We start from the raw sequence: 25845 nt of genomic DNA, 5'->3' as shown, positions 1-25845 counted from the left end.
CGCCGGGGCCTCGTGAGTGCTAGGAATCGCACATGGCGCAAGAATCCTCGCAGGGGTGGCAAGAGGCGGAGCCGCATCGGGTCGTCGTGATCGTGGACGAGAACTCGAATCCGTTCGAGCTGGGCTGTGCGACCGAGGTGTTCGGGCTGCGCCGGCCGGAGCTGGGGCGGGATCTCTACGACTTCCGGCTCTGCTCGCCGGAACCCCGCACGCTGATGCGGGACGGTTTCTTCACGCTCACCGGAGTCGCCGGGCTGGAGGCGGCCGAGGAGGCGGACACCTTGATCGTCCCCAACCGTCCGGACACCGAGGTGCCCCGGCGCCCCGCCGTGCTGGACGCCGTCCGCCGCGCACACGCGAGGGGCGCGCGCCTGGTCGGCTTCTGTAGTGGTGCCTTCACGCTGGCCGAGGCCGGGGTGCTCGACGGGCGCCGGGCCACCGCGCACTGGCAGTGGGCGGACGACTTCCGGGCCCGTTTTCCGTCCGTCCGGCTCGAACCGGACGTGCTCTTCGTGGACGACGGGGACATCCTGACGGCGGCGGGGAGCGCGGCCGCGCTGGACCTGGGGCTGCACCTGGTCCGCCGCGATCACGGCGCGGAGGTCGCCAATGCCGTGAGCCGGCGGCTGGTCTTCGCGGCGCACCGGGAGGGCGGGCAGCGCCAGTTCGTGGAGCGCCCCATGCCCGACCTGCCGGACGAGTCCCTGGCGCCCGTGCTGGCCTGGGCCCAGGAGCGGCTGGACGCGCCGCTCACCGTCGCCGATCTCGCGGGGCGTGCGGCGGTCAGCCCGGCGACGCTGCACCGGCGCTTCCAGGGGCAGCTGGGCACGACCCCGCTGACCTGGCTCACCCGGGAACGGCTTGCCCTGGCGTGCCGGCTGATCGAGCGGGGCGAGCCCCGCTTCGAGGTGGTCGCCCGGCGCAGCGGGATCGGCACCGCGGCGCATCTGCGCACCCTGATGCGGCGCGAGACCGGCATCACGCCGTCGGCGTACCGGAGCCGGTTCGGGCCGGGGGTGAAGTGACCACCGGACGCCTCACAGGGCCAGCGAGAGCAGGACGGGAGCGGCGTTGCGGTTGAGGGCGAGGGCGGCGTCGTGGAGGCGGTGGGCGTGTTCGACCGGGAGGGAGAGGGCGAGGCAGTTGGCGGAGGCGCCGGCGGTGAGGGGGACGGCCGCGCAGACCGTGCCGACGGCGTACTCCTGGAGGTCGAGGACGGGCACGCTCGGGACGTGTGCCTCCAGGCGGGTGAAGAGGGCGCGTTCGCTGGTGATGGTCCGCGAGGTGAGCCGGGCCGGGCGGTGGCGGGCGAGGTGGTCGCGCCGTCCGTTGACGTCGAGCTGGCTCAGCAGGCTCTTGCCGATGGCGCTCGCGTGCGCCGCCGACCGGAAGTCGACCCACTCGTTGACCCGCGGCACCCCGGGCCCGTCCGCGACGTCGGTGACCCGGATCTCCCCGTCGACGTACCGGCTGACGTAGACGGCCGCGCCGATGGTGTCCCGCAGTCTCTCCAGCTGCCGCTGGAGCCGCCCGCGCACCACGGCCCGCGCCGGCTCGCCGCCGTAGGCCCCGGCGACGTACCCGCCGTCGGGCAGCCGGCGTACGTACTCCTCCGCGCGGAGCATCCGCAGCAGGGCGGCGACCTCGGTGCGGGGGAGGCGGGTCGCGGCGGCGACGGCTGGTTCGGTGATGCCCGAGGAGTGGCGGGAGACGGTCTCCAGGACGCGCAGTGCCTTGCGTACGGAGCGGTACGGGGCGGCGGACTCGTACGTCAGTGCCACGGTTTCCCCCTGCATGGACCGGACGCGGATCGCTGGGCTCGTCGTCACGATAGCCGCCAAGCTCCCCTGTGCGCCGGGCTGTTGGCCGATTGGCCGTCCCGCTGGTCAGGAACGCGCCACCCTGGCACATGCCAGGGGCATACCCGTGCGCGCACGGGGGCGCACGGCGAAGGGCCGGTGCGCCGCGGTGGCGCACCGGCCCTTCGGGGGTGCGGAGGGTCAGAGGACCGCGCTGAGGAACTCGCGGGTCCGGGCGTGGTCCGGGTCGCCGAAGATCTTCTCGGCGGTGCCGGTCTCGATGATGTGGCCCTCGTCGAACATCATCACCTGGTCCGAGATGTCCCGGGCGAAGTTCATCTCGTGGGTGACGCAGAGCATGGTGATGTCGGTGCTGCGCGCGATGTCGCGCAGCACGTCGAGGACGCCCGCGACCAGCTCGGGGTCGAGCGCCGAGGTGACCTCGTCGAGGAGGAGCACCTGCGGGCGCATGGCCAGCGCGCGGGCGATGGCGACGCGCTGCTGCTGGCCGCCGGAGAGCTGCGAGGGGTACTTGTCGAGGTGCTCGGTGAGCCCGACCAGTTCCAGCAGGTCGCGGGCGCGGGACTCCGCCTCGTCCTTGGAGAGGCCGAGCACGGTGACGGGCGCCTCGGTGATGTTCCGCAGCACTTTCATGTTGGGGAAGAGGTTGAACTGCTGGAACACCATGCCGATGTTCTTGCGCACCTCGCGGATGTGCTTCTCCCCGGCCGGGACGAGCTTGCCGCCCCGCTCCTCGTGGGTGAGGTAGTCGCCGTTGACCCGGATCGTGCCCTCGTCGGGCTTGAGCAGGGTCATCAGCAGTCTGAGGATGGTGGTCTTGCCCGAACCGGAGGGGCCGATCAGGGTGACGTGCTTGCCGGAGTCGACGCCGAAGCTCAGGTCGTCGAGGACGGTGTTGCTGCCGAACCGCTTGGTGACCTTGGAGAAGCGGATCAGCTCCTTCCCGTCCACCGGGGGGTTGGCTTCCTGGTTGCTGGGGGTGGTGTCAGCGGACAAGACGACGCTCCAGGGCTCGCAGAAGAAGAGACGCCGGGTAGGCGATGAGGATGAAGGCGATGCCGACGACGGTCAGCGGTTCCGTGTACTGGAACGTCGCGGCGCCCTCCAGACGGGACTGCTGGAGCATCTCCAGCACACCGATACCGGCCAGCAGCGGCGTGTCCTTCAGCATCGACACGACGTAGTTGCCGAGGGCCGGGACGACACGGCGGATCGCCTGCGGCAGGATCACCGCGGTCCAGGTGCGGTGGGCGGGCAGGCTCAGCGCGGTCGCCGCCTCCCACTGGCCGACGGGGACGGCGTCGATGCCCGCGCGGTAGACCTGCGCGGTGTACGTCGAGTAGTGCAGGCCGATGGCGATGATGCCGGTGGTGAGGGCGGAGAACTGGATGCCCCACTCGGGCAGCACGAAGAAGAGGAAGAACAGCTGCACCAGCAGCGGCGTGTTCCGGATGAACTCGGTGACGACCGTGACGGGCCAGCGGACGAACCGCGTCGGCGCCCGGAAGGCGATGGCCCAGACGAGCCCGAGGCTGAAGGAGATGAGCGAGCCGATCACCGTGGCCTGGAGGGTGACGAGCACCCCGTCCCAGAAGCGCGGCATGAAGTCGGCGACAGCGGACCAGTCCCAGTTCATATGCCGGCACCCCCGGGCTTGTCGGAGAGCTCGGTCTGCTGCCGAAGGCCCAGCTTGGCCATGAGGCCCGGCCCCTTCTCGGGCTTCTGCCCGATGCCCGCCTTGGTCTTGGCCTCCAGGGCGCGCATGCCCCGGGTCAGCACGAAGGCGATGACGAAGTAGATGAGCAGCGAGATCGTGTAGATCTGCGCGCTCTCCTGGGTGGCCAGCCGCACCAGGTAGGCGGCGAAGGAGACGTCACCCACGCCGAGCAGCGAGACGATCGCGGTGCCCTTGAGCAGCTCGATCAGGAGGTTGTTGAAGGGCGGGATCATCTCGGGCACGGCCTGCGGCAGCAGGATGAGACGCATCCGCTGCCAGGGCGTGAAGCTGAGCGCGACCCCCGCCTCGCGCTGAGCCGGTGTGACCGAGTTGAGCGCGCCCCGCACCACCTCGGCGCCGTACGCGCCGTAGGAGAGACCGAGGGCCAGCACGGCGGCGTACATGGGCACGAACTGCCAGCCGAAGAGCGGCGGCACCACGAAGAAGAGCCAGAACATCAGCACCAGCGCCGAGGTGCCCCGGAAGATCTCCGTGTAGAAGCCGGCGAGGAAGCGCACGAACTTCGAGCGGTGCGTCCGCGCCATGCCGACCCCGAAGGCCACCACGGTGGCGAGGGCGGCGCTGTAGAACGTCAGCTGGACGGTGACCCAGATGCCGGGCAGGACCCAGTTTTCCCACAGACCGGTCGTCATACGGCGCAGAGCTCCTTCGCCGTCATGGTGGTCATCTCGTCCTTGGTGAACCCGAAGGGGCGCAGGATGCGGAAGAGCTCACCGCTCTTCTTCATCTTGTGGAGCTCCTTGTTGACCGCGTCCCGCAGCTCGGTGTCGTTGAGGCGGAAGGCGAAGCCGCCGCCGTCGATCTTCTCCTTGCCGTCGACCTTCGGCGGGAAGGGCTCGGTGACCTCGGCCTTGCGGCTCTTGGCGACGACCGTGCGGGTGGTCAGCGCGGTTCCCGCGAAGACGTCGACGCGGCCGGACTCGACGGCGTTGAGGCCGGCGACCTGGTCCTGGAGGATCACGATGTCGCTTTCCGGAATCCCCGCCTCCACCGCGTAGCCGATCTCGGCGTAGCCGGTGCCGGTGGCGAACCGGGCCTTGGACTTGACGACGTCCTCGTAGTTCCGGAGGTTCTTCGGGTTGCCCTTGCGGACGATGAAGGCGTCCAGCATCTGGTACTCGGGGTCGGCGAAGAGGACCTGGCCGCATCGTTCCTTGTTGATGTACATGCCGGCCGACACCACGTCGAACTGCTGGGAGCCCAGCCCCGGTATGAGCGAGCCGAACTCGGTCGCCACCGGCTGGACGTTGGCTATTCCCAGCCGTTTGAAGATCACCTTGGCGAGTTCCGGGGCCTCCCCGGTGAACTCGCCGCTCTCGTCGATGTACCCGAAGGGCACCTCGCCCGCGATGCCCAGGCGGACCGTGCCCGCGGAGCGCAGCCGCTCCAGCGTGCTGCCCTCCGGCACCCGTGAGCAGCCCGTCGCCCCCACCGCCCCGGCCGTGCCCAGCACGGCCGCGCCGGCGAGGAGCGACCTTCGTCGTATGCCTCGTCGTCTACTCGGAACCATGGGCGCGCGGCTACCCGAACTCAAGCGAGGTATGCGGATGAATTTGCGCCCATGTCGCGGGAGATAGCAGCGGGGACCAGTGGGCACCATGGGTGCATGACCGAACGCTTCATCGACATCTCCCTGCCCAAGCGGGGCGTCCACTGCACCGCACGGCTCCTCGACGACAAGGCCCCGGTCACCTGCGCGGCGGTGTGGGAGGCACTGCCCCTGAGCGGCGACGTCTACCACGCGAAGTACGCCCGCAACGAGGTCTACGCCCTCTTCGAACCCTTCGCCGCCCAGGAACCCCCGCTGGAGAACCCCACGGTCACCCCCATCCCCGGGGACCTCTGCTACTTCACCTTCAACGGCACCCAGCTCGGCAACCGCGCCTACGGCTACGACACCACCGGGGCGGATGTGCGGGCCGGGGCGACCCTCGTCGACCTCGCCCTCTTCTACGAGCGCAACAACCTGCTCATCAACGGCGACATGGGCTGGATTCCCGGCATCGTCTGGGGCACGGTCGTCGACGGCCTGGAGGAGATGGCCGCCGCCTGCAACGACCTCTGGCGCGCGGGGGCGCTCGGCGAGGCCCTGAGCTTCCGCCGCGCCTGAGAGCGCCCCCGGACGCGCCCCGGGAGCCGGACGCTCCGCCGGTCCCAGGGGCGTTACGGGGTGACCGGCTCGCCGGGGGCGTACGCCCGGTCAGAGTGCGGGGGGTGCGATCCCGGCCGCGCCCGCCGTGTACAGGGCGTGCGCCGCCCGCAGCACGAGGGCGTCGGCGTGGCGCGGCCCGACGATCTGGAGGCCGACCGGCAGACCGCGCGCGTCGGTGCCGACCGGGACCGAGGCGGCGGGCTGCTGGGTGAGGTTGAACGGGTAGGTGAACGGCGTCCACCCCGTCCACCGGCGGTGGCCCGAGCCCTTCGGCGCCTCCCGGCCCGCCTCGAACGCCGTGATGGGCAGCGTCGGCGTCACCAGCAGGTCGTACCGCTCGTGGAAGCGGCCCATCCGGCGGCCCAGCTCCATCCGGGTGTCGACCGCCGCCAGGTAGTCGAGCGCGCTGTACCGCGCCCCCTGCCCGCAGATCTCCCGCAGCCCCGGGTCGAGCAGCGCCCGTGCCTCGGGGCCCAACGGCTGCACCACCCGCGCCGCCCCGCTGAACCACAGGGTGTGGAAGGCCTCGACCGGGTCGGTGAAGTCCGGGTCGTCCTCGCTCACCCAGGCGCCCAGCGCCGCCAGCCGCTCCACCCCGGTCCGTACCGCCGCCGCCACCGCCGGGTCGACGGCGACCTGCCCGCCGAGGGTGGGGGAGTAGGCGACGCGCAGGCCGCGCACCCCCTCGTCCAGGCCGGCCCGGAAGCTCTCCGCGACCGGGCCCAGCTGCGACCAGTCGCGCGCGTCCGACCCGCTGATCACGTCCATCATCAGTGCCGCGTCCCGCGCGTCCAGCGTCATCGGCCCGACGTGCGCGAGGGTGCCGAAGGCGCTCGCCGGGTAGAGCGGCACCCGCCCGTAGGTCGGCTTGAGCGCGAAGACCCCGCAGAAGGCGGCCGGGATGCGGACCGACCCGCCGCCGTCCGTGCCGAGCGCGAGGGGGCCCGCGCCGAGCGCCACCGCCGCGGCCCCGCCCCCGCTGGAGCCGCCGGAGGTGAGCGCCGGGTCGTACGGGTTGCGGGTCGCGCCGCTCAGCGGGGAGTCGGTCACGCCCTTCCAGCCGAACTCCGGCGTCGTCGTCTTGCCGAGGAAGACCGCCCCGTGTTCCCGCAGCCGCGCCACCGAGGGCGCGTCCTCCTCCCACGGCCCCCCGGCCCGGATGGTCCGCGACCCCTTGAAGGTCGGTCCGCCGCGCTGGAGCAGGATGTCCTTCACCGTCACCGGCACCCCGTCCAGCAGCCCGGCCGGCTCCCCGCGCTCCCAGCGCCGCGCCGACTCCTCCGCCTGGGCGAGCGCCGCCTCCCCGTCCACCCGCACGAAGGCGTTGACCAAGGGCTCGGTCGCCTCGATCCGGGCCAGGGCGTCCCGGGTGGCGTCGACCGGGCTGAGTGTGCCCGCCCGGTAGGCGGCCAGCAGGGCGGTGGCGGTCACGGGGGCGGGGCGGGCCTCGGTCCCGGGGGCCGGGATCTGTGCCCCGGGCAGGGACGGTGCGGCGGCGTGGCCCTCGGTGTCGGTCGGTGCGATGCGGTCGGTCATCCGCCCCTCCTGGGGTTCGCCGGTCCACGCGGGACCGGGTGCAGCCGATCAGTTCCGTACGGCGGTCCCGCGCGCCCGTGTCCTGGTCGCGCGGTGGCCGTCCCGCAAGCTCTCCCCGTCAGGCGCCCGGGACATACCCGCGCTCCTTGTCGACCACGTTCCGCAGCGGCCGGCCCGCCTCCCACAGGGCGTACAGCTCCAGGAACTGCTCGCCCAGCTCGTCGCGCCAGCCGACGGTGTCGCCGCTCATGTGCGGGGAGACGACCAGGCCGGGCGCCTCCCACAGGGGGCTGGTCGCGGGGAGCGGTTCCCCGGCGAAGACGTCGAGGGCCGCCCCGGCGATCCGTCCGGAAGCCAGGGCCTCGGCGAGGTCCGGCTCGACGACGTGGGCGCCTCGCCCGATGTTGACGAAGTGGGCCGACTCCCTCATCCGGGCGAACCGGCCGGCGTCGAAGAGGCCGCGCGTCTCGTCGGTGAGCGGGGCCGCGCACACCACCCAGTCCGAGGCGGCGAGCAGACCGTCCAGCTCCTCCTGCCCGTGGATTCCGTTACGGGCCGTCCGGCCGACCACCGAGACGTGCACCCCGAGCGCGGTCAGCACCCGGGAGATCGCCCGGCCGATCGGGCCGGAACCGACGACGCAGGCGCGAGTTCCGGCCACCCGCCGCGTCTCCCGGTGGCGCCATTCCCGGGCCGCCCCCAGCTCCAGCGTGCGCGGCAGATCCTTGGCGAAGGCCAGCACCAGCGCGGCCACGTACTCGGCGATCGGCTGGTCGAAGACGCCCCGCGCGTTGGTCACCACGGTGTCCGAGGCGACCAGCTCCGGGCAGATCAGCCGGTCCGCGCCGGCACTCGCGGTGTGCACCCAGCCGGGCCGCGCGCCCGGTCCCGGCCACGCTTCGCGGACCGCGTCGGAGAGGAAGTCCCACACCAGCAGGACGTCCGCCTCGGGCAGCAGCGAGGCCAGCGAATCGGCGTCGGCGTGCAGGACGCGGGCCCGTCCGGCGAGTGATTCCAGCCGTGGCGGCGGGTCGGCGTCGAGGACCAGGAGGGTCGGCTCCGGGGGCCGGCCCTGCGTCGGGTGAGGCGAAAGTGCCTCGTCGGATACGTGCGGGAAACCCATGGGCAACGTGCTTCCGCTTCCGTGGTGGGTACCGGCCGGAAAGCCGGTCCGAAGCTGTCCGGGACGTGCGGATTGACCACGCTGGCACCCGAAACTACCGTCGTCAACAGAAGCCCTTCGCCACGGGGAATCGCCGAAGTCACGGAGAGTTCTCGGCCGGTCACGCGCTTCAGGCTCTGTCCCGACGTCCCGGCGCACGTGCCGGCATCCGCACCCCCCTCCCGGCTCCGGCCGGTTCCGCGAGCACCATTTTCGAAAACTGGGGCCTGCTCATGGACGTCTCCTTTCTGGGCGGACCGCACCCGCAGCACGGTGTCGGTGTGGTCGCACCCTTCGACTTCGCACTCGACCGGGAACTCTGGCGATGGGTACCCGACGAGGTCTCGCTCCACCTCACCCGGACGCCCTACGTCCCCGTGGAGGTCAGCCTCGACCTCGCCCGGCTGGTCAGCGAACACGCCACGCTCCACGAGGCGGTCCGCGCCCTCAGCGCCGCCGAGCCGCAGGTCCTCGCCTACGCCTGCACCTCGGGCAGTTTCGTCGGCGGCCACGCCGGTGAGCGCGCCATGTGCGCGGCGATGACCCAGGCCGGCGGGGTCCCCTCCGTCACCACCTCCGGCGCCCTCCTCGAAGCCCTCGCGGAACTCGGCGCCCGGCGGATAGCCCTGGTCACCCCCTACACCCGGTCGGTCACCCGCTCCCTGGAGCGGTACCTGGCCCGCGGCGGCATCGAGGTCACCGCCCGCGCCAACCTGGGCCTGACCCACCACATCTGGCAGGTCCCCTACCGGTCCGTCTCCGCCATGGCCCACCGCGCCGTCCGCCGCAAGCCGGTCGACGCCCTCTTCATCAGCTGCACCAACCTGCCCACCTACGACGTCATCCCCCAGCTGGAGGCGGAGCTGCGCATCCCGGTGCTCTCCGCCAACCAGGTCACCATCTGGTCCGCCCTGCGCCATCTCGGCATCGGCGCGGTCGGCCCGTACCAGGCGCTGCTCAACCCGTCCGCCCGCCCCGGCGCGAGCGAGTTCGGCACGACGGCACCCGGTCCGGCCGCTCCCCGCAAGGGCGGCAGCGACCATCCGGTGCTGCCGGACACCCCGCTCCTGTAGGGCCGGGGAAAGAGGTCCGCCCGGGCGCGCCGGGAAAAACGCGACGCGCCCGGGCGGGCCTCGCGGGACATGGCGGCCGGATGTGCGGGAATCGGAGCAGTGAAGCCCGTCCGGGGGACCGGAGGACCGTCAGCGGTCCCGGAGACGACGTCGAAAGGGAAAGGGCACACATGACAGCGCTCGGCTTTCTCTACCCGGGGCACTCCGCCGAGGACGACTACCCGCGCATCGAGGTGCTGATGGGCGGCAGCGTCCGGCTGCACGTCATCCACACCGACATCGGCGAGGACGCCCACCGCGTCGACGCCCTGCTGGAGATGGGCTCCCCGGCCCGGCTCGGCGCCGGCGTCGAGGAGCTGCGGCTCTCCGGCGCCGAGGCGGTCGTCTGGGCCTGCACCAGCGGCAGCTTCGTCTACGGCTGGGACGGCGCCCACGACCAGGTCCGCGCCCTCGCCCAGGCCGCCGGACTCCCCGCCTCCAGCACCTCCTTCGCCTTCGCGCACGCCGTCAAGGAGATCGGGGCGAGCCGGGTGGCGGTCGCCGCGACCTACCCCGACGACGTCGCGGGCCGCTTCTCCGACTTCCTCAAGGCCTCCGGCACCGAGGTCGTCCAGGAGAAGGCGAGCGGCATCATCACCGCGGCCGAGGTCGGCACCTGGGGCCGGGACGAGGTCCTGGAACTGGCCCGCTCCGGCGACCATCCCGACGCCGAGGCGGTCCTGCTGCCGGACACCGCCCTGCACACCGCCGCGTATCTCACGGAGCTGGAGAAGGAGCTGGGCAAGCCCGTCCTCACCGCCAACCAGGTCACCGTCTGGGAGGGGCTGCGGCTGGCGGGGCGCCGGGTCCGCGAGCCCGCCCTGGGCACCCTCTTCCTCCAGAAGCCCCAGGTGGTCTCCTGAGCGGGCCGGTGGTCTCCTGAGAGGGCGGGCCCGGGAATAAAACGGAGCCACCCTCCCGTTAAGCGGGGGTTCGCACCCCCGGCAACAGGAGGCATCCCCGTGGACGACATCCGAGGAAAGGCGCAGGGCGCCGCCCCGACCCCCCTCTCCGTACTGGACCTGGCCACCGTCGGCGCCGGCCAGACGTCCACGGACGCCCTGCACGCGGCGGTCCGGATCGCCCGGACCGCCGACCGCCGGGGCTTCACCCGCCACTGGGTGGCGGAGCACCACTCCATGCCCGGCGTCGCCTCCTCCTCCCCGGCGGTGATCCTCGCCCACCTCGCCGCCCACACCGAGCGGGTACGCCTGGGCTCCGGCGGCGTGATGCTGCCCAACCACGCCCCGCTCGTCATCGCCGAGCAGTTCGGCACCCTGGAGGCGCTGGCGCCGGGCCGCGTCGACCTCGGCCTCGGCCGCGCCCCCGGCACCGACGGCGCCACCGCCGCCGCCCTGCGCCGCACCGACCGGCTGCACGAGGGCGCCGACGACTTCCCCGAGCAGCTGGCCGAGCTGATCCGCTTCCTCGACGACGACTTCCCCGACGGCCACCCCTACCGGCGCATCCACGCGGTTCCCGGCCCGGTGCAGGCCACCACCGCGGGCGGCGTCCAGTCACCGCACCGGCCGCAGATCTGGCTGCTGGGCTCCTCCGGCTTCTCCGCCCGCCTCGCCGGGATGATGGGCCTGCCCTTCTCCTTCGCCCACCACTTCTCGGCCCGCAACACCATCCCGGCGCTCGACCTCTACCGCGAGTCGTTCCGCCCCTCGGCCGTCCTGGACGCGCCCTACGCCATGATCGGCGTCTCCGCGTTCGCCGCCGACGAGGCCAAGGAGGCCCGGCGCCAGGTGCTCACCGGCGCCCTCAACATGGTCCGCCTGCGCCGGGGCGCGCCCGGGCTCGTGCCCACCCCCGAGGAGGCCGAGGCGCACTCCTTCTCCGCGATCGAGCGGGACTTCGTCGACGACTGGCTCTCCAACGTCGTCCACGGCACCCCCGACGAGGTCCGCGCCGGTCTCGACGACCTCCAGAAGCGCACCGGCGCCGACGAACTCATGCTCACCGCCAACGCCCACACGCAGGACGCCCGCGTCCGCTCCTACGAGCTGATCGCGGACGCCTACGGGATGCCCGAGCTGGGCTGAACAGGGCCCGCTGCGCCGGGCGAATTCCCGACGGGGCTCGTGTGGGGTTCCGGGCTGCTCCCCCAGGGGGCCTCAAGCGCCGGCCGGGCTGTGGTGGGCCGTCTGTCCGGATCGGTGGTCTCGGTCGGGGGCAGCCGGCCCGGTTCAGCCCGCCGGGGTGAGGCGTCCGGCGCGCAGGGCCGCCACGACGCCGCCGTCGACCAGCAGGTCGTTTCCGGTGATGAAGGACGCGCCGGGGCCGAGCAGGAAGGCGGCGGCGTCCGCGATGTCCTCGGGCGTGCCCAGACGGCCCGTGCCCGAGGCGGCGACCATGGCGCGCATGGTCCGGCCGCTGACGCCGTCCAGCTCCTGCTGTCCCATCGGGGTGGCGATCACGCCCGGGCTGACGGAGTTGATCCGCGCGCCCCGGGCTCCCCAGGTGGCGCTCGCCGCCTGGACGCGCAGCCGGTTCCCGAACTTCGCCAGGCCGTAGGCGCCCTGCCCCAGCGCCTCGGGGTCGGCGAAGGGCAGGTCGAGCAGCTCGTGTGCCGGGGTGTGGGCGAGCGCGCTCTCCTGCTCGGGGCTGAGCGGGGTCCGCAGCATGTGCCCGGCCATGCTGGCGATCACCACTCCGGCGCCGCCGGGGGCGACGACGCGCCCGAACTCCTCGACGACCAGCGCTGTCCCGAGCAGGTCCACCCGCAGGACGGCGGCGGGCGACGCCTGGACGGGGGAGAGCCCGGCCGTGTGCACGACCTGGGTGACGGGCCCCAGCCCGGCGGCGGCCTCGGCGAGCGCCGCGACCGAGGGCGCCGAGGAGACGTCCACCGCCTGGGTGACGACCTCGTGCCCCTGCCCGCGCAGCCGCTCGGCGACGGCGGCGAGCGTCACTGCGTCGAAGTCGGCGAGCAGCAGCCGGTTCCCCGGCCCCTGCCGCCGGGCTATGGCCTCGCCCATCCCTCCGACACCGATGACGACGACCACGTTCCGGCTCATGCGACACACCCCTCAATGACGAATAACGTTACGGTGCGTTCCGTAACGGAAGTCTACTCGTAGGATCGCGCCATGGACGAGGTACGACGGCCCGGGCGGCCCAGGGACGCGGCGCGGGACGACGCCCTGCTGGACGCGGCCCGGCAGGTCCTCCTGCGCGACGGCTACGCCGGGCTGTCGATGGAGAAGGTGGCCACCCTCGCCGGGGTCGGCAAGCCCACGCTCTACCGCCGCTGGCCCTCCAAGGCCGCCCTGGTCGCCGACGCCGTCCTCCACAGCTTCCTCGCCTCCGTGCCCGGCGTCCCGGCCCCCGGCCCGGACACCAACGGCTCCCAGCGGCTCGCCGCCTGGTTCCGCGCGTACGCGGCCTCGGTGGGCGACCCGCACCACGCCGCGATGGTCCTCGCCCTGACCGCGGCCGCCGCCGAGAGCCCGCGCGACGCCGAGAGTCTCTACCGGCAGCACACCCGTGGGCAGTACGAGAGCATCGTCGGTCACCTCCGCGCCGGGGTGGCGAGCGGCGAGTTCCGCGCCGACGCCGACCTGGAGGCGGTCGCCGACGCCCTGATCGGCTCCGTCCTCTACCAGCTGCTCACCCGCACGGAACAGGCCGCGCCCGCACGGGCCGAGCACCTGCTCCAGCTCCTCCTGGCCGGGCTGCGCGCCCCCGGCGGCGGGCAGGGCTGAACGCTCCGCTCACCCCTGCTGCCGCAACAACCCGGCGATCCGCTCCGGCCCGACCGGCCGCGACCACAGCCACCCCTGCCCGGTGTCGCACCCGATCCCGCGCAGCCGGCGCGCCTGCTGGGCCGTCTCCACGCACTCGGCGGTGACGGTCAGCCCCAGCCGGTGGGCGAGCGAGACCATCGCCTCGACCACCACCTCGTCCGCCGCCCCCGGCGGCACGTCGTCCCGGAAGCTGCGGACGAACGACCCGTCGAGCTTCAGCACGGAGACCGGCAGCCGGCTCAGGTACGAGAGGTTGGAGTACCCCGTACCGAAGTCGTCGATGGCGATCCGCACCCCCATCGCGCTCAGCGCCTGAAGGACCCGCAGTGGCCGTCCGGCGGAGCCCATCAGCGCCGACTCGGTCAGCTCCAGCTGGAGCAGTTCGGGCGGCAGTCCGGTCGCCTCCAGTGCCGCCGCCACGTCCGCCACCAGGTCGGAGTCCCAGACCTGGCGCACGGCCACGTTGACGCTGACGAAGATCGCCCGGCGCCCGGGCCGCGCCACCTGCCAGGCCCGCGCCTGCGCGCACGCCGTCCGCAGCACCCACCGGCCTAGCTGGACGACGGAGCCGTCCTCCTCGGCCTGCCCGATGAAGCGGCTCGGCGGCAGTGTCCCGAACTGCGGGTGGCGCCAGCGCACCAGCGCCTCCACCCCGCTGGTCGTCCCGTCGGCCAGGTCGACCAGCGGCTGGTAGTCGAGGACGAACTCGCCGCGTCCGATGGCGGGCCGCAGCTCGGCCGCGAGCACCTGGCGCGTCATCCGGTGGGCGTTGCGCTCGGGGTCGAAGAGGGTCCACCGCCCGCCGCCGTCGGCCTTGGCCCAGTACAGCGTGGTGTCGGCGTCCTGCATCAGCTCGGTCGCGGTGGTCGCGGAGGCGGGCCGCTCCACCACGCCGACCGAGGCCGACACGGAGAGCCGTTCCCCGTCCGCGTCGAACGGCTCCTCCAGCGCCAGCAGCGCCGCCGCCGCCAGCGCGGTGAGCTGCTCGGTTCCCGAGGAGTCCGGCACGAGCAGGGCGAACTCGTCGCCGCCGAGCCGCGCCACCAGCGGCGTACGCCCGCCCCGCGCCCCGGCGACGGCGACCCGGCTCAGCCGCTCGGCGACCGCGGTCAGCAGCAGGTCGCCGGTGCGGTGGCCGAAGGTGTCGTTGACCGCCTTGAAGCCGTCCAGGTCGAGATAGCAGACGCCGATCCGCCCGGTCCGGGCCTGCCCGGCCTCCGGCGGCCAGCGGTCCTCGGGGTGCTCCCCGTGCTCGGCCGCGCCCTCCGGTCCGGCGGGCCCCGCGACGGAGGCGAGCCGTTCGAAGAAGAGCGCCCGGTTGGGCAGCCGGGTCACCGGATCGTGCATCCGCAGGTCGCGCACGCGCGCCTCCAGCTCCCGCCGGGCGCTGATGTCGGTCACCGACAGCAGCGCGCCCCCGGGCCCGTCCGCCCGGGGCGGCTCCACGGCCACCAGTAACCACCGGGCGCGCCCCTCGGCGTCCCGCACCCGCCGCGTGCGCCGGAGCCCGGCCCGCCGCCCTTCCAGCACCGCCCGTACGGTCTCGTCGCCGGGCCGCCCCAGCAGCTCGGCCGCCACCCTGCTCAGCGCGCCCGCGCCGGGACCGGTGCCCAGCAGCGCCGCGAACGCGTCGTTGGCCTCCACCACCCGCCCCGCCCGGTCCAGCACCGCCAGCGCCATCGGCGCACGCCGGAAGGCGTCCGCGCGGACGTCGGCGGGGGAGTGGGCGCGGGCGCCCGGCACCGGTGGCCGCGACTCGCACCCGGTGGCCGCGACCGGTGGGTCGAACGGCGGGGTGTCGTGCGGCGGCCGCTCCTGGGGCCTGGTCTCGTGGAGCCGGTGTTCCTGGGGCGCAGCCGGTGCCTGCCCGGTCGCGGCTGACGGGCCTTCGGTCGTTCCGCTCACCACTCGCTCCCGTTCCGTGAGGGGGACGCGTCCGGCCGGGTGCGCGGCCCGTGAGCCCGGCCGCGCTGGCGTCGGCGTTCCGGCGTCCTCGTAGGGGAAGTGTGCCGATCATAGAGGCCGCGTGGAGAGGGCATCCAGCACGGCGCGTGGGGGCGCGCGCCCGGCGCTCAGGCGCATCACGTCTGCGCCGGGGGTGCACAGAACGACCACCGCGCGGTTCTTCGTGGCACGGCTGCCGCACCCACCGGACACCACCTCCACCCGAACGAGTCCCGCGAGGGGTTGCCCAGTTCGAGCGGAGATCACTCCTCCGGGCGAGACAAACGAGGCGTTGCGGCAGAAAAGCGACCAGGCTGGCCGGGATGTGCCGTCCCCGACCGACCCGGAGGCCGCCTTGCCGCGTCAGGAGGACCCGCGGGAGCACGCGCCGGCCGCACGGGCCGCGGGCGCGGAGCGCGTCACGCCGCGCGCGCTGGGCGCGGGCACGGTCGCGCTCCTCGCCCTGGCGGCCACCTCTCTGGTGGCGGGCCCCGCCTCGGCCGCACCCCCGGGTGGTCCGTGCGCCCTGCCGCGCACCCCGGCCCACCACTCCGAGGGGCTCGACACCTGGAACGGCGCCTACCCGCGCCCCCTCGGCAGCCTCGACGCCGTCCTCGTCTTCCTCTCGTTCCCCGACGCCACCCCGCGCACCACCCCCGCCGAGCTGACCGCCGACTACTTCCCCGACGCCACCAACTTCTTCGACCGCTCCTCCTACGGCCGCTTCACCCTGCGCCCGCACCCCCAGAAGGAGTGGCTGACCATGCCGCAGCCCTCCACGGCCTACGAGATAAGGCGCGACTGGAACGCCGCGAGCCGCTCCGCCTACCTCCGCGACGCCCTGGAGGCCGCCGACCCGGTCGTCGACTTCTCGCGCTACGACATCGTGTACTTCGTCGCCGACCCGGACGCCCCCGGCGTGGACTCCGACGCCACCAAGGTGGTCAACTTCAGCCGCCCCCTGGAGGCCGACGACACCCCGATCCGCCGCGTCGTCACCCTCTTCGAACGCCACCCGCCCGACCGCAACGTCCTCGCCCACGAGACCGGCCACGTCTTCGACCTGCCGGACCTCTACCACCGGCCCACCGACGACAAGGGCGACTGGGACACCCACGTCGGCGACTGGGACCTCATGGGCAGCCAGTTCGGACTGGCCCCGGACCTCTTCGCCTGGCACAAGTGGAAGCTCGGCTGGCTCGGCCACCAGCAGATCACCTGCGTCCAGGGCGAGGGCTCGCACCGCCTCTCCCTGGAGCCCGTCGCCGCCGACGCGCCCCTCCCGGGCTCCGGCACCCGTCTCGCGGTCGTCCCCGAGGGCCCCGGCACCGTCATCGCGGTGGAGGCGCGCACCGCCGAGGGCAACGACGTGGACGTCTGCCGCGAAGGCATCCTCGTCTACCGCGTCCGCACCGACCTGCCCTCCGGCGCCGGCCCCGTCGAGGTCCTCGACGCCCACCCGGACACCGCCGCCTGCTGGGGCCGCTCGGTCCACCCCGACCTCGCCGACGCCCCCGTCCAGGAGGGCGAGACCTTCACCGTCCCCGGCACCGCCCCCGGCGAGGGCGTACGCGTCGAGGTGGAGGACCGCACCCCCTCGGGCAGCTGGACCGTCAACCTCACCACCCGGCTCTGACCAGCACCGAAGCCCCGGAGAACAGGAGAAAAGCCCCCCGCTTCCGCGAGGGGCTTTCTCATCGTCTGTGCGCCGCCAGGGACTCGAACCCCGGACCCGCTGATTAAGAGTCAGCTGCTCTAACCAACTGAGCTAGCGGCGCCTGCTGACGTCGTAGACCTTAGCACCCGGACGGACCGGAGGAAAAATCGATACCGGGCGCGTACTCCGCGCAGCCCGCACGCACGCCCAGCGCAGCACGTCCGCCCCCGGCAGCCACGGGTACCGCGCCCCCGGCGCCACCAGCCACCGGTCCCCGGCACCGTTCCCCCGCAGCTCAGGCCCCTCGCCGAGGCCACCCGCCCCCGCCGCGTGCTCCCGCCCCCGCTCCCCGTCCCGCGGATGCCCCGTCGCCGCCCGCAGCGCCGGTACGGGAGCCTCGGCGGACCCCGCAGGGTCGGGTCCGGGCACCGTCACCGCGTCCCCCACCCCGTGGCAGAGCAGCGGCGGGACGGCGCTCCCGCACTCCTCCCAGCGCAGCAGGGCGGGGAGCCGCTGGGCCGTGCCCGGCGCCGCGAAGAGGAGTAACCGGCCCCGCTGCACCGCCGCCGGGCCCGAACCCGGACCTTCCTCCCAGAGGCGGTCCAGTATCCGGTGGCCGAAGACGGGCGGGACGTTCACCACGTCGAAGGTGATCCCGCACCGCAGCACCGCCGGCCCCGCCACTCCCGGGTACGCCCCGGCCGAGGCGAGCCACGCGGCCCCCTCCCCCGTCACGCGGGCCGACTGGTCCTGACCGTCCTGGGCTCCGGAGATCCGGCCTCCGGGCGCGGAGAGACGGTGGCGGGCGGTCGTGGTGGCGGTGGCGGTGACGTGTCGGCTGTTCATGCCGACAGGTCTACCGGTGGTGAGCAAGCGGTATCGCAGAGTTGCCGAAAGGCGGGACATCGGCGACAGGCATGAGGTACCTTGCCCCCTCACATACGCCCTCGGCATATGCCGGAGTCCCGCTCAGCCTCCCGCAGGGCGCGCCCGTAGCAGGTCACGCCCGAACTCGATCATCTTCTGCGCGTACGCCTCGGTCCACTGCGCCCGCTCTCCGATCGCCTCCGCGCTCAGCCGGTCGAACCGCCGCGGGTCCGCGAGCTGCGCCGCCGCCATCGCCTGGAACTCCACCGACCGGTCGGCCGCCGCCCGGAACGCCACCGTCAGCTCGGTCGCCCGGTCCAGCAGGGCCCCCGGGTCCTCCATCGACTCCAGATCGAAGAAGTGCTCCGGGTCCCCGACCGCCTCCGCCGGCTCGAACAACAACGGCGCAGGCCGCAGCCTCGGCGCGTCCCGCTCGGACTCCGCCATCACATGCCTCCAAACCCAGGACCCACGCCCCAGAACCACCTTCCATTGTCCCCACCCACCCAACGGTCCATCCCCACCAGTGATCCACTCATCCGGCCACAAACTCAGCAGATCCCGGCCCGGTCGGCGATTGAGGCCATCAGGGACCGCCACGGTGGACGGCGGAACCCGGAGAACCAGCCCAGCCCCCGGAGCCGACCGCAGGTCACCCCCCGGCAGGCAGCCGAACCCGATGCCCGCCCAGCACCCCGAGCACGGAGTGATGGGCCTCCCACCCGTCAGGGAACCGCACCCCCACCCCCAGCATCACCGGCTCGGTGGACGGATGCGCGTCCAGCACCTCCTGCACCCCCTCCCGGCACACCACCACACACGCGTGCCGATGCCGCGAGGCCAGCACACACAACCGCCCGGTCTCCAGATGAAAGGCGGTGGCATCCGGCCGCCCGGACAGCGGATGCAGCACCACGGTCACATCGAACTCCCGCCCCTGGAGCCGATTGGCGGTGTCCACCGCCACCCCCTCGACCCCGAGCGCCGCCAGCTCGGCCCGCACCGCCGCGGCCTGGTCCCGGTGGGCGGTCCCGACGGCGATCCGGCGCGACCCGAGCGGCACCGGCTCCGGCCCGGTCTCCGAGACGGCCGCCCCCTCCCGGTCGAGGAGCCGCCGCACCACCATGGCCACCGCCCGCACCGCCTCCGGGTCGGTCCTGGGCGTGTGCCGCGCGGGCAGCTCCAGCAGCCCCCAGCCGCTGCGCGCCGCCTCGTCGATCACCTCGTCGTACGGCGTACCGGCCGAGGCCACCTCGAAGCTGAGGGCGCGGTCCCCGGGGCCGGTGCCGCTGCGGAACGGGGTGAACGGGTAGAAGGCGTCGGAGACCAGCGGGGCCGCCGAGGCGGGCAGCCGCCAGGAGACCGGCAGCCGCAACTGGGGCAGCTCCGGGTTGTGGGCCAGCAGCGTCGCCACCGCGCTCGCCGAGGGATCGTAGGAGAGCCCGGCCCACTGCTCGGCGCCGACCAGGGCGAACGGGTCGAGCTGCCCCGGGTCGCCCACGAACAGGGCCCGCTCGAAGAGCCCGGCGACGGCCAGCAGCGCGTCCGAACGCATCTGGTACGCCTCGTCCACGATGGCGTGCCGCCACGGCTCGACATCCTTGATGTGCGCCCACTTCGCCGCCGTGGAGACCACGACGTCCAGCCCCGCCAGATCCTTCACCTTGGTGGAGGTCCGCACCGAGGGCAGCGGGTCGAGGGCCTTGTCGTAGGCGTCCCGGTCGCTGCTGTGCAGCCGCCCCACGGGCAGTTCCGGGTCCTTCTCCGCCAGCCGCAGCACCAGGTCGTCCACCTGCGCGTTGGTCTGCGCGATGATCATCAACGGGCGGCCCGCCGCGGCCAGTTCCCGGGCGGCCCGCACCACCAGCGTCGACTTCCCGGCACCCGGCGGCGAGTCGACCACGACCCCGCGGGCCGTGCCGTGCAGCGTCTGCGCCAGGATCTCCTCGGTGGCCAGGGCTGCCTGTTCGCCCGGGGACAGCACCCGGCCGTCCGGTCCCGCCGCCACCTCGTCCACCGCCGTCATCCGCCGCTCTTCCTCGTCGTGCCCGTCGTTCCGTCCGGGGCGTCCTGGCCCGGCCCCGTCTTTGCCGGCCGCCGCGTCACAGCAGGTCCTCCGGGGTCACCGGGTCGGGGGCGGTCGCGGGGCCGGGCAGGGCGCCCGGTGGCTCCGGCGGGCCGCCGTGGGTCCACGGCGTCTCCTCGGGGTCGGGCAGTTTGGGGCCGCCCCGCTGGTCGTGCTCGAAGAGGGTCCAGCAGATCCGGTCGCCCTTCTCCGGGACCGACCCCTCCTCCGGTTCGCGGCCCCGGCCCATCCGGTCCAGCACCCGCAGCAGGAGCAGCCGCTCCCCGGGCCCGGCGCCGTCCCCGGCGGCGAACTCCGCCCCGGCCTCCGGGGCCGCCTCGGCCACCTCCTCCGGCGCCAGCACCTCGGCGGACTGCGGTCGGCCGTCCAGCTCGCGGTAGACCTTGGCGCCGGGCGCCGCGTGCGGGGCGTCCTCCGTACGGACCGTGAGTACCGGACGCGGACTGGGCCGCTTGCTCTCGGTGTACGTCATCCGTACGTCAAGCACCTCGGCGGTGAACGCCTCCCCGGCCAGCCGCCGCCCGGCCATCACCAGCGGATCGTCCAGCGCCTCCTGGGCGTCGAGCCGGGCCTGCTCCCGCTCGCGGGTGGCGAGCTTCTGGGCGGCGGTCACCGCGTCGTCGCGGCGCGGCTGCGGCGGCTCCCCGGCGGCCAGCCGGTCGCGGTGGGCGGTGAAGGACCAGCGGTCGCGGGTCCAGCGGTCGGTGACGTGGGCGCCCTCGGGCAGCTCCCGCAGCAGGGCGATGCCGCGCCAGACCGCGTCCCAGGTGGGCCGGGTCCGGCTCTCCACCAGGGCGCGCAGCTCCCGCTCGGCCGCCGTCGTCGCGGCCAGCAGCCGGTCGGCGCTCTCGCCGTCCTGCGCGTCGGCCAGGGCGCGGCGGACCCGGTCGTACCGCTCGACGGCGGGCGCGAGCAGCTTGTTGTCGAAGGCGGGGTCGGTGGCGGGACCGGCGGGCGGGCAGAGCAGCTGGCCCTCCTCGTCCCGGGCCAGCTCGGCGTGGCGCGCGGCCCGGTCGCCGTCCTCCCCGGCGGGCGGGTCGATCCAGGCGAGCAGCGCCCCGAGGTGCTGGTCCTCCAGCGCGCTCTGGCCGGTGGCCCAGTGCCGGGCCAGCAGATCCGTCATGGCGACCAGCAACGAGGAGCCCGGCACCCGGGCCCGCTCGCCGAGGTGGGTGAACCAGCGGCCCAGCAGCGGCACCTGCTCCGGCGCCGGATACGGGCCCTCCGGGTCCTCCTCGGCGGTGCGGCGGAAGCGGTTGGCCCGCCCCAGCAGCCGTACCAGTTCGATCCCGGCCCGCCCCGGCACGACGAGCTGCGGGGCGTCGGCGCACAACTCGGTGACGACCTTGACGCGCTTGCCCGTCTCCGGGTCGGCCTCGGTGCGCTCGGCAGGCTCCACCTGGGCCGCGTACTCCTCGATGTACGGCAGGACCACCGAGGCGAGGCGGGCGAGGAAGGTGAAGCGCAGCTCCCGGTCGGCCGGTTGCGGGACCACCAGCAGGCGGGGCGCGTCCCGGTCGGTGCCGACGAGGGCGCCGAGCGGGGCCCCGGCCTCACCGGCGGTGGTGAGCGGGACGAGGACCAGCGGGCGGGCGGAGAGGTGGCGGTGGAGCACGGTCGCGGCGGGCTGCGCCCGGCCCGTACGCACCGCCTCCAGCCGGGCGAGGGTACTGATCAGCGGCATCCCGGCCCCCGATCCGGCGCCCCGGCACCCGCGGTGGCCAGCGCCTCGCTGCGCAGCCGGGCGGCCCGGCGCAGCGCCGCCACCGTCGCGTCCGTACCCGGGTCGGCACCGCCCCCGGCCCCGTCCGGGGAGGCGGCGGCCGTCAGGACCTCCTCGACCGAGGTCAGCCCGCCCAGCTCGCCCCGGACCGAACGGCCCAGCGCGGTCACGTCACCCGCCGCGCGGGCCCGCTCGCGGCAGTGGAAGGCCAGTTCACAGGCGGAGAGGCACTCCGGGGCGTAGGAGGCGGGGACCGACTCGACGGCGTGCAGCAGCTCGGCGGCCGGCCGGTCGGGGTCGAAGCAGACGTCGGGCGGCAGGGCGGCGGCCAGTTCCTCGACCCGGGTGAGCCGGGAGAGCTGGCGCCGCGTCACCGCCCGCTGCTTGCGCACGTCGACGGCGGCACCGGTGGGGAGGTTGGAGAAGTCCTTGGGGCAGACCAGCAGCACCTGGTGGCGGACGGCCGGGGCCCCGCCCAGCCGCTCCGCGAGCCGGCCGGCCGCCTCCTCCAGCGCCAGGACGTACACCGCGGCCTGCCGGGCGGCCGCCCCGACCTTGGCGGCGTCCGCCGAACCGTCCAGCATCGGGAAGGACTTGATCTCCACCACCGACCAGCCACCGTCGGGATGGATCACGATCGCGTCCGGCTCCAGGAAGGCGTCCGAACCGGCCACCTCCAGGGGAAGCATCGGGTGGTCCAGCAGCGTCCAGCCACCCCGCCGGCCGGCCGCCTCCCGCAGCGCCTCCTCGGTCCGGGCGACCCGCTCGGCCTGCCCGGGGGCGGCGAGACGGGGCACCTCGCCACCGCCGTCCGGCGCGGGCCCGCCGCCGAGGCAGGCGTGGGCGAGCCGCAGCAGCTCCGCCCCGCCGTCGGCCTTCACCCGCGCCTCGAAGGCGTGGCCGCGCATGAACGCGAACTGCGACTGCCCGAACCCCGAAGGCACCCCCAGCGCCTCGGCGAGTCTGGGCTTGTCCACCCCCGCCCCGTCGAGCAGGGCGCGGCGGTGACACCCCGGGTTGGCGGCGAGCGCCGCCAGGGCACGGGCGTCGAGCGGCCGGGGCGGTACGGAGACGCCCCGCACCTGGGCCAGCCGCTGCCGGAGTGCGGGAGCCGCGGAGGCGGCGCCGTTCGGGTCTTCGCTCACGCGGAAAGTCTGGCATCCCCCACCGACAACCGACCGGACGCGCCCGCCCCACACCCCTTGACCTGGCACGTTCCCCCACCCTCTGCAACCCGACAACCGACGAGTTGACCAGCCCGTACTGCTGCTCCCCACCCCCGTCGTCGTACCCGCGCACTTCCCAGCCCGGCCGGCGCTTGAGGCCATCTTGAACCAGCACCGGCAGGACGAAGCCCAGCCACAAGGACAGCCCGGCCGAAGGCCCCTACTCCCCCCGCACCCCCAACTCCCGGAGCGCGGGCAGCTCCCCACCCGCCTCCCTGCGCAAGGTCAGCCGCACCTGACGCACCGGCGCCCCGGCGCCGACCCCCTGCCAACTGCGCCCGTCGGCAGACACCTCCACCTGGTAAGAGGCGGGCTCGACCGCCCACTGGGGCGTGACCGAGGCGACCCGTGTGGGCGAGGCCAGTTCGGCGGTGAGGGTCGCGGTGGTGGCGTCGGGGGCGGGGGACCAGACGGTGGCGCCGGCCCCGTCGACGGCCGCCTCCGCGTAGAGGCCGGGCTCCTCGGAGGAGGCCCGTACGGGGGCGCAGCGCGCGGGGTCCGAGGTGGGGGCCAGGTCCGGGCGCCGGGTCTTGAGGGTGAGGGGCGCGCCGGAGCCGAGAGTGGAGCGCCCTTCCGGGGTCTCGACGGTGAAGGGGGCGCCGGAGGTGAGCCGGACCTCGGTGGTCTCGGGGCCGATCGCCACGTCGAAGGCGCGCCCGCGCCAGCGCAGCCCGCGCACGGTCACCCCGCCCGACTCGGCGCCGTCGGCCCCCCGCGCCAGTTGCGGCGGGAGCATCGGATCGAGGTGGAGCCGGTCGGCCGCGCGCAGCCGCATCCCGGTGAGGCCGTGCGTGAAGGACTGGAGGAACCCGCCCTTGCCGGTGAGGAAGTCCTCGGCCGGGGTGCCGGAGAGCGGGTCGTCGGCCCCCGCCTTGTCGCCGCGCGCCTCGGCGAAGAGGGCGTACGGGCCGCGGGCGAAGGGGCGGACGGAGCGCTCCAGGTAGGTGTAGGCGGCGCAGCCCGGTTCGTCGGTGGCGGCCGCGATCACCGAGTGGACCGAGTCGGTCATGGCGGGCCCGTCGGGGTCGGTGCGGGCGGCGTAGTAGTCGAGGGTGGCGGCGGCCGCGCCGTCCGGCATGGGCCAGTCCAGGGGGTAGGCGAGGAGGACCGCGTCGGCCTGTTTGATGCGGGCGCCCTCGTAGCCGTCGTATTGGAGGAAGACCTTGCGGTCGGCGTCGTAGGGGATGCGCAGGCCGTCGGCGATGCGGCGCCACTCGGGCGGGGCGGTGGTGCCGGTCTCCTCGGCGGCGCTCGCGGCGTGGCGCAGGGCGGTGGCGGCCACGGCGTTGGTGTAGACGCCGTCGTCCACGCCGTTGCTGTACTCGTCGGGACCGGCGACGCCCTTCACCGAGTAGCTGCCGTCGGGGTTGGCGGTGACCCGGGAGGCCCAGAACTCCGCGAGGCCGCGCAGCAGCGGCTCCCCGTCGCGGCGGAGCCAGACCCGGTCGCCGGTGGCGAGCCAGTACTGCCAGGCGGCGAGCGCGATGTCGCCCTGGAGGTGGTTCTGGGTGACGCAGTGCGGTGGGTTCCAGCTCTGGCACTCGCCCCACAGGTCGCCCGAGGAGGCGCTGGTCCAGGGGAAGAAGAGGCCCTCGAAGCCGAGTTTGCGGGCGTTGTCGCGGGCGGCGGGGGAGGTGCGCACCCGGTAGTCCAGGACGGTCCTGGCGAGGTCGGGGTCGGTGGCGAGCAGTGAGGGGAACATCCAGGTCTCGGCGTCCCAGAAGATCATCCCGGCGTAGTTGTCGCTGGTCAGGCCGGTGGGGCCGAGGGAGTCGCGGGCCCCGGGGCGGGTGGAGGAGAGCAGGCCGTAGCGGGCCGAGCGGAGCCAGAGCCGCAGCTCCTCCTGGCGGGCGGTCGGCTCCGGGGCCGCGTCCCGGCCGGGCGGGCCCGCAAGGACGGTGCCCAGGTCGGCGCCGGACTCCCACAGGGCGCGCCAGGTGCCGGCGTGCGCCGCGTACAGCGTCCGCCACCCCCGTCGCGCCCCGGCCCGGGCGGCGGAGACGGCGCCGGCGCGCGGGTTGCGGGAGGTCAGCGAGGTGTCCACGCCCACGTACTTGACGGCCTCGTAGGTGCGGCCGGAGCGGACCGGGAAGGAGGCGGACTGGGTGGCGCTCAGCTCGCGGGCCTCGTCGGCGGGGCGGACGGTGCCGGCGGGCGTGCGCAGCACCGAGGCGACGGCGCCCTTCACGCCGGTTCCCTCGGTGCGGAAGGAGACCGCCATGGCGCCGGACGCGCCCGGTTCGGCGCCGCCCCCGGTCTGCGTCATGCGGCGCGCGGCCCGGCCGTCGATCCGGTCGGTGACGGTGGCCGTCCCCGACCAGTGCGGGGTGAACCGCAGCCGGACGGCCGCGCCGTGCGGGGCGTTCCGGTCGGCGAGGACCTCGTAGACCAGGTCGGTGCGGCGGCCGTCGGAGCCGGTCCAGGTGAGGGTGGTGCGGACGAGGCCGCAGCGGAGGAGGAGGGTCTGGCGGTAGCCGGTGACGCGGGAGGCGGGGCCGTAGGTCTCGCCGCCCGCCGTGAGGTCGAGGCCGGTCCAGTGGGGGAGGGCCGCGACCGCCTGGCGGCCCGCGGTGTTCTCCGGGCCCCGGGCGTAGAGGCCGGAGACGAACGCGCCGTCGTAGCGCGGGGTGAAGAGCGGCCAGCCCGTCTTCACCTCCGGCTCGCCGCCCTCGCCCGGTGGCCGGAATCCGGCACCGGCGGCGGGGACGCGCGTGGCGAGGTAGCCGTTGCCGACGTACGCGTGGGGGGTGGCCTCCGCGCGGGTGCCGGCCGCCGGGGCCCAGCCGGGGGAGGGGGCGCACCGGGCCCGGGCGGCGGGCCCGGTGGGGCCGGGGCCGGGGGCGGCCGCTGCGGGATGAACCGGGGTCAGGAGGGCCGCCGCGAGGAGCGGGGCCGTCGTCAGGCGGGTCGCACGGGTGATCCTCACCCAGGAGACGATGCGGGCCAGGGGCAGGCCGCCGGGGTGGGCGCGGCGGTGGTTCCCACGGATGGGGGAGCGGCGCGCGGGCGGGCCGTCCGGGGCGCCGGCTTTCGGCCACCTGAATGCGGAGAAAGCGTGACCGGACGCCAG

At 74.4% G+C, this 25845-nt stretch carries 22 protein-coding genes and 1 tRNA gene; 7 read left to right on the top strand and 16 right to left on the bottom strand.

From position 1 onward, the window contains the following. Nucleotides 1–32: 32 nt before the first annotated feature. A complete protein-coding gene (locus tag OIM89_RS09155; protein WP_264491134.1) occupies nt 33–1025 on the top strand; it encodes a GlxA family transcriptional regulator in 993 nt (330 codons plus the stop codon). A gap of 12 nt (nt 1026–1037) precedes the next feature. Here the strand turns inward: OIM89_RS09155 and OIM89_RS09150 are convergent, their stop codons facing one another. From OIM89_RS09150 to ehuB, 5 genes are all read right to left on the bottom strand, one after another. Beyond that, nucleotides 1038–1781: an IclR family transcriptional regulator C-terminal domain-containing protein gene (locus OIM89_RS09150; RefSeq protein WP_175456964.1), complete on the bottom strand. Its 744-nt coding sequence runs from the start codon at nt 1779–1781 to the stop codon at nt 1038–1040. A 219-nt stretch (nt 1782–2000) separates the two neighbouring features. Continuing rightward, nucleotides 2001–2816 carry an ectoine/hydroxyectoine ABC transporter ATP-binding protein EhuA gene (gene ehuA / locus OIM89_RS09145; protein WP_030695805.1) on the bottom strand — a complete coding sequence of 272 codons (816 nt, stop codon included), beginning with the start codon at nt 2814–2816 and terminating at the stop codon, nt 2001–2003. Then, nucleotides 2806–3456 carry an ectoine/hydroxyectoine ABC transporter permease subunit EhuD gene (ehuD, locus tag OIM89_RS09140; RefSeq protein WP_030695804.1) on the bottom strand — a complete coding sequence of 217 codons (651 nt, stop codon included), beginning with the start codon at nt 3454–3456 and terminating at the stop codon, nt 2806–2808. The genes ehuA and ehuD overlap by 11 nt, the downstream gene beginning before the upstream one ends. Next, nucleotides 3453–4190 carry an ectoine/hydroxyectoine ABC transporter permease subunit EhuC gene (ehuC, locus tag OIM89_RS09135; RefSeq protein ID WP_003950614.1) on the bottom strand — a complete coding sequence of 246 codons (738 nt, stop codon included), beginning with the start codon at nt 4188–4190 and terminating at the stop codon, nt 3453–3455. The genes ehuD and ehuC overlap by 4 nt, the downstream gene beginning before the upstream one ends. Further along, nucleotides 4187–5068 (bottom strand): ectoine/hydroxyectoine ABC transporter substrate-binding protein EhuB, encoded by an 882-nt coding sequence (gene ehuB, locus OIM89_RS09130; protein WP_030695803.1) that lies wholly within the window; start codon nt 5066–5068, stop codon nt 4187–4189. The genes ehuC and ehuB overlap by 4 nt, the downstream gene beginning before the upstream one ends. Nucleotides 5069–5164: 96 nt before the next feature. On the opposite strand from ehuB, the gene OIM89_RS09125 reads away from it, so the two are divergent. Beyond that, nucleotides 5165–5668, top strand: coding sequence for a DUF3830 family protein (locus tag OIM89_RS09125; RefSeq protein WP_030695802.1), 504 nt, complete (start codon nt 5165–5167; stop codon nt 5666–5668). Nucleotides 5669–5758: 90 nt separating this feature from the next. Here OIM89_RS09125 and OIM89_RS09120 read toward each other — a convergent pair whose 3' ends face one another. Both OIM89_RS09120 and OIM89_RS09115 read right to left on the bottom strand, forming a co-directional pair. Next, the gene (locus OIM89_RS09120) at nt 5759–7246 is read right to left on the bottom strand and encodes an amidase (RefSeq protein WP_175456965.1); all 1488 of its coding nucleotides are present in this window, start codon (nt 7244–7246) and stop codon (nt 5759–5761) included. Between the two features lie 118 nt (nt 7247–7364). Next, entirely contained in the window at nt 7365–8369 is a 1005-nt protein-coding gene (locus OIM89_RS09115) for a D-2-hydroxyacid dehydrogenase (RefSeq protein WP_030695800.1), read from the bottom strand. 272 nt (nt 8370–8641) lie between these two features. Here OIM89_RS09115 and OIM89_RS09110 point away from each other — a divergent pair, with 272 nt between their 5' ends. From OIM89_RS09110 to OIM89_RS09100, 3 genes are all read left to right on the top strand, one after another. Continuing rightward, on the top strand, nt 8642–9481 hold the full coding sequence (locus tag OIM89_RS09110) for an aspartate/glutamate racemase family protein (RefSeq protein ID WP_030695799.1): 840 nt from the start codon (nt 8642–8644) through the stop codon (nt 9479–9481). A 170-nt stretch (nt 9482–9651) separates the two neighbouring features. Further along, entirely contained in the window at nt 9652–10383 is a 732-nt protein-coding gene (locus OIM89_RS09105; RefSeq protein ID WP_264491133.1) for a decarboxylase, read from the top strand. Between the two features lie 99 nt (nt 10384–10482). Next, nucleotides 10483–11568, top strand: coding sequence for an LLM class flavin-dependent oxidoreductase (locus OIM89_RS09100; protein ID WP_238470705.1), 1086 nt, complete (start codon nt 10483–10485; stop codon nt 11566–11568). Between the two features lie 144 nt (nt 11569–11712). On the opposite strand, the gene OIM89_RS09095 is transcribed toward OIM89_RS09100, so the two are convergent. Next, nucleotides 11713–12543 (bottom strand): SDR family oxidoreductase, encoded by an 831-nt coding sequence (locus tag OIM89_RS09095; RefSeq protein ID WP_264491132.1) that lies wholly within the window; start codon nt 12541–12543, stop codon nt 11713–11715. Between the two features lie 72 nt (nt 12544–12615). Between OIM89_RS09095 and OIM89_RS09090 the strand changes: the two genes are divergently transcribed. After that, nucleotides 12616–13230, top strand: coding sequence for a TetR/AcrR family transcriptional regulator (locus tag OIM89_RS09090; RefSeq protein WP_030695795.1), 615 nt, complete (start codon nt 12616–12618; stop codon nt 13228–13230). 9 nt (nt 13231–13239) lie between these two features. Here the strand turns inward: OIM89_RS09090 and OIM89_RS09085 are convergent, their stop codons facing one another. Further along, nucleotides 13240–15177 (bottom strand): putative bifunctional diguanylate cyclase/phosphodiesterase, encoded by a 1938-nt coding sequence (locus OIM89_RS09085; protein WP_030695794.1) that lies wholly within the window; start codon nt 15175–15177, stop codon nt 13240–13242. Nucleotides 15178–15541: 364 nt separating this feature from the next. On the opposite strand from OIM89_RS09085, the gene OIM89_RS09080 reads away from it, so the two are divergent. Continuing rightward, nucleotides 15542–16852 carry a M6 family metalloprotease domain-containing protein gene (locus tag OIM89_RS09080; protein WP_030695793.1) on the top strand — a complete coding sequence of 437 codons (1311 nt, stop codon included), beginning with the start codon at nt 15542–15544 and terminating at the stop codon, nt 16850–16852. A 68-nt stretch (nt 16853–16920) separates the two neighbouring features. On the opposite strand, the gene OIM89_RS09075 is transcribed toward OIM89_RS09080, so the two are convergent. The 7 genes from OIM89_RS09075 to OIM89_RS09045 all read right to left on the bottom strand — a co-directional run bounded on the left by OIM89_RS09075 (nt 16921) and on the right by OIM89_RS09045 (nt 25701). Next, nucleotides 16921–16994: transfer RNA gene (locus tag OIM89_RS09075), tRNA-Lys, on the bottom strand. Beyond that, the gene (locus OIM89_RS09070; protein WP_229360009.1) at nt 16985–17719 is read right to left on the bottom strand and encodes a hypothetical protein; all 735 of its coding nucleotides are present in this window, start codon (nt 17717–17719) and stop codon (nt 16985–16987) included. Before OIM89_RS09070 ends, OIM89_RS09075 begins: the two co-directional genes overlap by 10 nt. Before the next feature lie 123 nt (nt 17720–17842). Then, on the bottom strand, nt 17843–18187 hold the full coding sequence (locus OIM89_RS09065) for a hypothetical protein (RefSeq protein WP_010642606.1): 345 nt from the start codon (nt 18185–18187) through the stop codon (nt 17843–17845). Between the two features lie 205 nt (nt 18188–18392). Continuing rightward, on the bottom strand, nt 18393–19766 hold the full coding sequence (locus OIM89_RS09060) for an AAA domain-containing protein (protein WP_247860263.1): 1374 nt from the start codon (nt 19764–19766) through the stop codon (nt 18393–18395). 76 nt (nt 19767–19842) lie between these two features. Then, complete coding sequence (locus OIM89_RS09055; RefSeq protein ID WP_264491131.1) at nt 19843–21510, bottom strand: hypothetical protein; 1668 nt, start codon at nt 21508–21510, stop codon at nt 19843–19845. Further along, nucleotides 21501–22694 (bottom strand): hypothetical protein, encoded by a 1194-nt coding sequence (locus OIM89_RS09050; protein ID WP_030695789.1) that lies wholly within the window; start codon nt 22692–22694, stop codon nt 21501–21503. Before OIM89_RS09050 ends, OIM89_RS09055 begins: the two co-directional genes overlap by 10 nt. Before the next feature lie 241 nt (nt 22695–22935). Continuing rightward, nucleotides 22936–25701: a discoidin domain-containing protein gene (locus tag OIM89_RS09045; RefSeq protein WP_264491130.1), complete on the bottom strand. Its 2766-nt coding sequence runs from the start codon at nt 25699–25701 to the stop codon at nt 22936–22938. Nucleotides 25702–25845: the final 144 nt, after the last annotated feature.

The organism is Streptomyces sp. BI87, from assembly GCF_025957665.1.
Classification (GTDB): domain Bacteria; phylum Actinomycetota; class Actinomycetes; order Streptomycetales; family Streptomycetaceae; genus Streptomyces; species Streptomyces albidoflavus.
This window is presented reverse-complemented; position numbering and strand designations above follow the sequence as displayed.